At 71.8% G+C, this 5762-nt stretch carries 6 protein-coding genes; 4 read left to right on the top strand and 2 right to left on the bottom strand.

Translation table 11 applies throughout. The features are described 5' to 3' along the window. The 3 genes from AB0J09_RS54355 to AB0J09_RS54345 form a co-directional block, all read left to right on the top strand. On the top strand, window positions 1-1072 hold a 1072-nt coding region (locus AB0J09_RS54355), incomplete at its 5' end, for an MFS transporter (RefSeq protein WP_360710107.1). After that, window positions 1069-1416, top strand: coding sequence for a nuclear transport factor 2 family protein (locus tag AB0J09_RS54350; protein WP_360710105.1), 348 nt, complete (start codon window positions 1069-1071; stop codon window positions 1414-1416). The genes AB0J09_RS54355 and AB0J09_RS54350, both read left to right, overlap by 4 nt. 64 nt (window positions 1417-1480) lie before the next feature. Next, a complete protein-coding gene (locus AB0J09_RS54345) occupies window positions 1481-2191 on the top strand; it encodes a DUF998 domain-containing protein (RefSeq protein ID WP_360710104.1) in 711 nt (236 codons plus the stop codon). Here AB0J09_RS54345 and AB0J09_RS54340 read toward each other — a convergent pair. Together AB0J09_RS54340 and AB0J09_RS54335 are read right to left on the bottom strand one after the other, a co-directional pair. Next, entirely contained in the window at window positions 2133-3119 is a 987-nt protein-coding gene (locus AB0J09_RS54340) for a hypothetical protein (RefSeq protein WP_360710102.1), read from the bottom strand. The two genes, AB0J09_RS54345 and AB0J09_RS54340, sit on opposite strands and share 59 nt — an antisense overlap. 69 nt (window positions 3120-3188) lie before the next feature. Then, window positions 3189-4079: an NAD(P)-dependent oxidoreductase gene (locus AB0J09_RS54335; protein WP_360710100.1), complete on the bottom strand. Its 891-nt coding sequence runs from the start codon at window positions 4077-4079 to the stop codon at window positions 3189-3191. Window positions 4080-4136: 57 nt separating this feature from the next. On the opposite strand from AB0J09_RS54335, the gene AB0J09_RS54330 reads away from it, so the two are divergent. Continuing rightward, a partial coding sequence (locus tag AB0J09_RS54330) for a beta-galactosidase (protein ID WP_360710098.1) occupies window positions 4137-5762 on the top strand: 1626 nt, incomplete at its 3' end.

Genomic DNA, 5762 nt, shown 5'->3' with positions numbered 1-5762 from the left:
CGCGGGCGGGGCGCTGCTCACTCCGGCCACGCTCGCGTTGATCTACCGCGGGTTCGAGGAGGGGGCCGCGCGCAACCGGGCGCTGGGCGCCTGGGGCATGGCGGGAAGCGCGGGACTGGCCGCCGGATCCCTGCTGGGCGGCGTGCTGACCAACTACCTGGGCTGGGAGTGGGTGTTCTTCGTGAACGTCCCGCTGGCCATCGGTGCCGCCGCGGCGGCGCCCCGCCTGCTTCGCTCCGACCCCGGAGACACGCCCAGGCCGGGCGGGTTCGACGTGCCGGGGGCGCTGCTGGCCACGGCGGGTTCGACGCTGCTCGTGTTCGGCCTGGCGAGCGGGCCGGAGGCGGGATGGGGATCGGTACGCGGCGCCGGTGCGCTGGTCGCCGGTGTCGCGCTGCTGGGGTTGCTGCTGCTGGTCGAGTCGCGTACCCGGGATCCGCTGATCCCGCTGCGGCTGCTCGGCCGGCGAAGTCTGGCCACGACGATGGTCGTGATCGCCATCTTCCAGGGCACGCTGGGCGGCGGCTACTACGTGATCACCTCGTACCTGCAGCCGGTCCTCGGCTACAGCGCCCTGGCGGCGGGGCTGACGTTCCTGCCGCTCACCCTCGTCTGCATGGCCACCGCGCTGAAAGTCACGCCGGTGCTGCTCGGCAGATGGGGAGTCCGTACGAGTCTCAGCATCGGGATGATCGGCGCCGGAGCCGGGATTGGCGTGCTCACCGCCGGAACGCCCATCGACGGCGGGTTCTGGACCCTGCTGCCCGGCAGCGTCATCTGGGGATTCTTCGGCGGCGTGGCCTTCGTCTCGCTGTTCGCCTCGGCCGGTGCCGGGGTGGCGCCGGAGCAGCAGGGCGTGGCGTCCGGACTGGCCAGCACGGCGAAGGAGGTCGGCGGCGCGATGGGTCTGGCGATCTTCGTCGCCGTCGCCACCGCGGGCCAGGCCACCGGCACGGCCTCCGCGGTGCTCGGCGGGCTGCATGCGGCCGGTTGGGCGGCCGCGGCCGTCACCGCCGTGGGCGGCCTCATCGCCCTCGTACTCAAACCAACCAAGGAAGGAACCGTCTCATGATCAACGACCTCATCGGCAAGTACCTCGACATCTGGAACGAGCGGGACGCCGCCGTCCGTGACATCCTCATCAAGGCCGTGCTGACCGACGACTCGGTCTACTCCGACCCCGACTACGCCGGGCTGCGGGGTCACACCGAGCTGTCCGAAGCGATCGGCCGGGCTCAGGAGAACTTCGGCGACCTGGTGTTCAGCCTGGGCACGCTGATCGGCGCCCACCACGACACGGCGCTGTTCACCTGGAGGCTGGGTGCGCCGGGCTCGGACACGCCCGTGGCCACCGGCTACGACGTCGTGGAGTTCGAGGGCGACCATATCCGGCGCATGGTCGGATTCTTCGACTAGACCCCAGGTCCAGCCTGTCAGGCTAGATTGACAGCACCACCGGTGTCAGTCTAGCTTGACAGACATGAACTCCAATGACAGGACGACAAGGCGGCTGCTCCTGTGCGGGGTGGCCGCCGGACCGCTGTTCGTCGCCGCCTTCCTCATCCAGGGCGCCGTCCGCCCCCATTACGACCCCCTGCGGCACCCGGTCAGCTCACTCGCGCTCGGCGAGTCCGGCTGGGTGCAGGCGGTCAACTTCGTCGTGGCCGGCCTCCTGACGGTCGCCCTCGCTGCCGGGCTGCGGCGGGCGCTCAAAGCATCCCCTCAGCCCGCGGCGACGGTCTGGGGACCGATCCTGGTGGGGGCCTGGGGCGTCATGCTGATCTGCGCCGGGGTGTTCACCACCGACCCGGTGAGCGGCTATCCGCCGGGGACACCAGAACGGCTGGACGAGTACGGCAGCGTGCACGCGGCGTTGCACAACCTCCTCTCGCTGGTGGGATTCGTGGCGCTGCCCGCGGCCTGCGTGGTGTTCGCCGTCAGGTCCTTACGGGAACGGGAGCGCGGATGGGCGGCGTACTCGATCGCCGGCGCGGTCGGGTTCACGGGCGGGATCGTGCTCGCCACGATGGCCTTCGGCCAGGACCCCGCGCTGGTCGCCTACGGCGGGCTCTTCCAGCGGACCGCGGTGACCATCGCGTGGGCCTGGCTGGGCCTGATGGCGCTCCGGCTCCTCATGTGGAGACGCGGCGCGCCGCGATCAGGAGCAGGACGACCGCGCCGATCGTCATGATCGCGTTGCTGGTCAGGTCGGCCGCCTGGCTCGCGGGCACGATCACCTTCCACGGGAACGAGTGCCACGCGTACGTGAGCATGGCCCCTGCCGCGAGCGCCAGCCGGTGCGCGTCCGACCAGTTGGAGCGGTGCGACCAGCGCCTGACCAGTACACCGACGGCCACGAACAGGGCCAGGTAGATGAGGACGCTGCCCCACGCCGGGATGGGGATCGCCAGCCACGGCGACAGGCCGGTGGGGTCGACCGCGTAGAGGAGGACGAAGATCGCGCCGGCCACCAGGGCGAAGGCGAACACCGCCCACGGGCCGGGCGCCCTCCCCTCGACCGTGGGGGCACTGCGCCGCAGGCGCAGACCGAGCACGACGAGTGCGGCGACCACCACAGCCGCCCCAATGAACTGGGCCGGGCCGGTGAGCAGGCCTTTGCCGGCGGCGGTGGCGGCGGCGCCGCCGCCGAAATAGAGCACGAAGATCACGCCCACGGCCCAGAAACCGCGCTTCCCCAGCCACGGTGTGGTGCGGCGGGAGCCGGCCAGCGTCTCCGTGATCGCGATCGGGACGCTGATGCTCCAGATGGTGTGCACGCCTGCCATGAACAGGATCCACGGCAGCGCCGTCCCCAGCGCGGGCATGTAGCCATAGTCGAGAATACGGACGTTCGCCCAATTCTCGTCCCAGAGCGTCTGGGTGAGGAACGCCTCCTCGAACATGCCGTACGCCAGCCCGAACGCCAGCATGGCCGGCCAGCCGCGCCCGGTCCGCCGGGCCGCCTCGCGGATGAACAGGGCGCCGGCTCCGTAGAGGGGAATCGTGCCGAGCAGCACCGCGACATTGGTGACCGCCATGTTCCCCATCAGGAACTCCGCGTCCATCGGCGCCAGGAGGAACAGGCCGATCGCGGGCGCCACCCGGGCACGTAAGGGCATCTGGTGAGTTGTCGTCACGACTCCCAGATAACACCACTTCGAGCAAAGTTACAACTGATGTAAACTTATTCAGGATGTAACCGAGAGCCAGCCTTCCCGCGCGCTGGGGTAACGCGGCGCCCAGCCGGTGGCCGCGCGGAAGCGGGCGTTGCTGACCCGGAGGGAGCGGGTGAGAGAGGTGAGACGGTCGCCGAGGAGCAGGGCGGCCCGGCCAGGACCGCGCAGCCACATGCGGGCGCCGGCGGCGCGGGCGAGCGCGTCGGCGTACCCGCGCTTGGTCAGCGGCTCGTCGTCCACGACGTTGTACGTGCCCGCGCCGGCCCCGAGCGCCGCGACCACCGCGGTGGCGGCGTCGGCCATGTGGATGGAGGACAGGAAGCCGTCCGGCCGGCCGAGCACCATGCCGACGCGGTGCCGGGCCTGGGCGAACAGTTGCTCACTGTGCGCGGCGCCCGGCCCGTAGAACCAGCCGAAGCGCAGGACCACGCCGCACGGGGACCGATGGGCGCTCGACTCGGCCGCGAAATTCCCCCGGGCCATCGGGAAGTCGTCCACGGGGGCGTCCTCGTCGATCCAGCGCGCGCCCTGGTCGCGATAGAGCAGGCAGACCGACTCCTGCACCATCCGACCGACGCCGGCGGCGCGCGCGGCGTCCACGACGGCGGCCGATCCCTCGGCCCGGACGCGGTGGTTGTCACGCAACGCCCGCTTGCTCATGAACTTCGACATCGGCGGGATCGCGGTCGCCAGGTTGACCACCGCGTCATGCCCGGCGAACGCCGACGCCAGCTCCTCCCGGTCGAACAGCGACACCATGGCGGGGGTCGCACCCTGGCCCTCGAGCCCGGCCGCCTTCTCCGGCGTGCGGGCGAGCGCGGTGACTTCATGCCCTGCGGCGAGCAGGGCCGGGACCGCGTGACGACCGGCCGCCCCGGTGCCGCCTGTGACGAATACCCTCATATTGCGAGGCTATGACCCCCTCCCTCCGCTCCCCCGGCCGGTGTGGACAATGGTCGGATGCCCGCACGACACACCCCCTGGGATCGGCCGGAGACCCGGCCCGCCATGGCCGGCACCGAGGATCCCCGGCCCGGACTGGCCCTCACTAACCGCTCCCTCTGGCGTGACGGCCGCCGGTGGATCCCCGTGACGGGCGAGCTGCACTACAGCCGGGTGCCGCGCGAGCGCTGGCAGGACGCCCTGCGCCTGGTGAAGGCGGGCGGGGTGAACGTCGTGTCCACGTACGTCTTCTGGATCCACCACCAGGAACGCGAGGACCGCGAGCCGGTGTTCGGCGGCGGGCTGGACGTGGCCGCGTTCGTCGGCCTCTGCCGGCGGGCGGGCCTCGAGGTGATCGTGCGCGTCGGCCCCTGGTGCCACGGCGAGGTCCGCAACGGCGGCCTGCCCGACTGGGTGTCCCCGGCCCGCCGCGACGACCCGGCGTACCTGGAGCAGGTGCGGGCCTGGTTCGGCCACCTGGGGAGGGAGCTCGGCCCATTGTGCGGCCCTGACGGGCCGATCATCGGCATCCAGCTCGAGAACGAGCTGTACGACCAGCCGGGCCACCTCGTCACTCTGAAGCGGATCGCCCGCGAGTCCGGCCTGCACGCCCCGCTGTGGACGGCCACCGCCTGGGGCAGCGCCGACCTGCCCGTCGGCGACGTCTTCCCCCTGTACGGCGGGTACGCGGACGGCTTCTGGGTGGACACGGCCGACGGCTGGGACGACTCCTTCCGCGCCCACTTCCGTTTCTCCCACCAGTGGGACGACCCCGGCATCGGCAAGGACCTGGCCGGCGACCGGGCAAGCGGCGCGAAGCACCCGGACTTCCCGGCGGCGACGTGCGAGCTGGGCGGCGGCATGGCCACCGCGTACCACCGCCGCCCCCTGCTCGAAGGGGCGGACATCGCCGCGCTGGCGCTGACCAAGCTGGGCAGCGGCTCGGCCTGGCAGGGCTACTACATGTACGCCGGAGGCGCCAACCCGCGCCCCGGCCTGCAGGAGTCGCACGCCACCGGCTACCCCAACGACCTGCCGGAGCACAACTACGACTTCCACGCCCCCATCGGGGCCCACCTGCAGACCCGCGACAGCTTCCACCTGCTGCGCAACCAGCACGCCTTCCTGGCCGCGTTCGGCGACCGCCTGGCCGCCATGAACGCCACCATCCCCGGCCAGGCGTCGCTCCGGTGGTCCCTGCGCTCGGACGGGCGCAGCGGGTTCGTGTTCGTCAACAACCACCAGCCGTACGAGCCGCTGCCCGCGCACCGGGACGTGCGCTTCGATGTCGAGCTCGACGAGGCCCGCGTCCGCTTCCCGCACCGCCCGGTGGACATCCCGAGCGGCGCGTTCTTCTGCTGGCCGGTCAATCTCGACGTCCACCGGGTCACGATCAACTGGGCGACCCTCGGCGTCCTGACGCTGCTGGAGGGTTCCGTACTGGTCCTGACGAGAACGGACGGGATCCCCGCCCACCTTTCCCTGCCCGCCGGCACGTCCGTCACCGGTCACCCGGCCCTGGACCGGGACGGCGAGGTGATCCTGGAGGACCTGCCCGCGAGCCGCGAGCCGCTCACCGTCGAGACCCCGGACGGGGCCCGGCTGCGCCTGCTGGTGCTCGACGCGGCCGACGCCCGGCGCGCC

It is taken from the genome of Nonomuraea sp. NPDC049784, assembly GCF_040659615.1.
In the GTDB taxonomy this organism is placed as follows: domain Bacteria; phylum Actinomycetota; class Actinomycetes; order Streptosporangiales; family Streptosporangiaceae; genus Nonomuraea.
This window is presented reverse-complemented; position numbering and strand designations above follow the sequence as displayed.

Excerpts from the sequence above, each read along its gene's own strand:
- AB0J09_RS54350 (WP_360710105.1), top strand. The coding sequence starts at position 1,069 with ATGATCAACGACCTCATCGGCAAGTACCTCGACATCTGGAACGAGCGG.
- AB0J09_RS54345 (WP_360710104.1), top strand. The coding sequence starts at position 1,481 with ATGAACTCCAATGACAGGACGACAAGGCGGCTGCTCCTGTGCGGGGTG.
- AB0J09_RS54340 (WP_360710102.1), bottom strand. The coding sequence starts at position 3,119 with ATGCCCTTACGTGCCCGGGTGGCGCCCGCGATCGGCCTGTTCCTCCTG.
- AB0J09_RS54335 (WP_360710100.1), bottom strand. The coding sequence starts at position 4,079 with ATGAGGGTATTCGTCACAGGCGGCACCGGGGCGGCCGGTCGTCACGCG.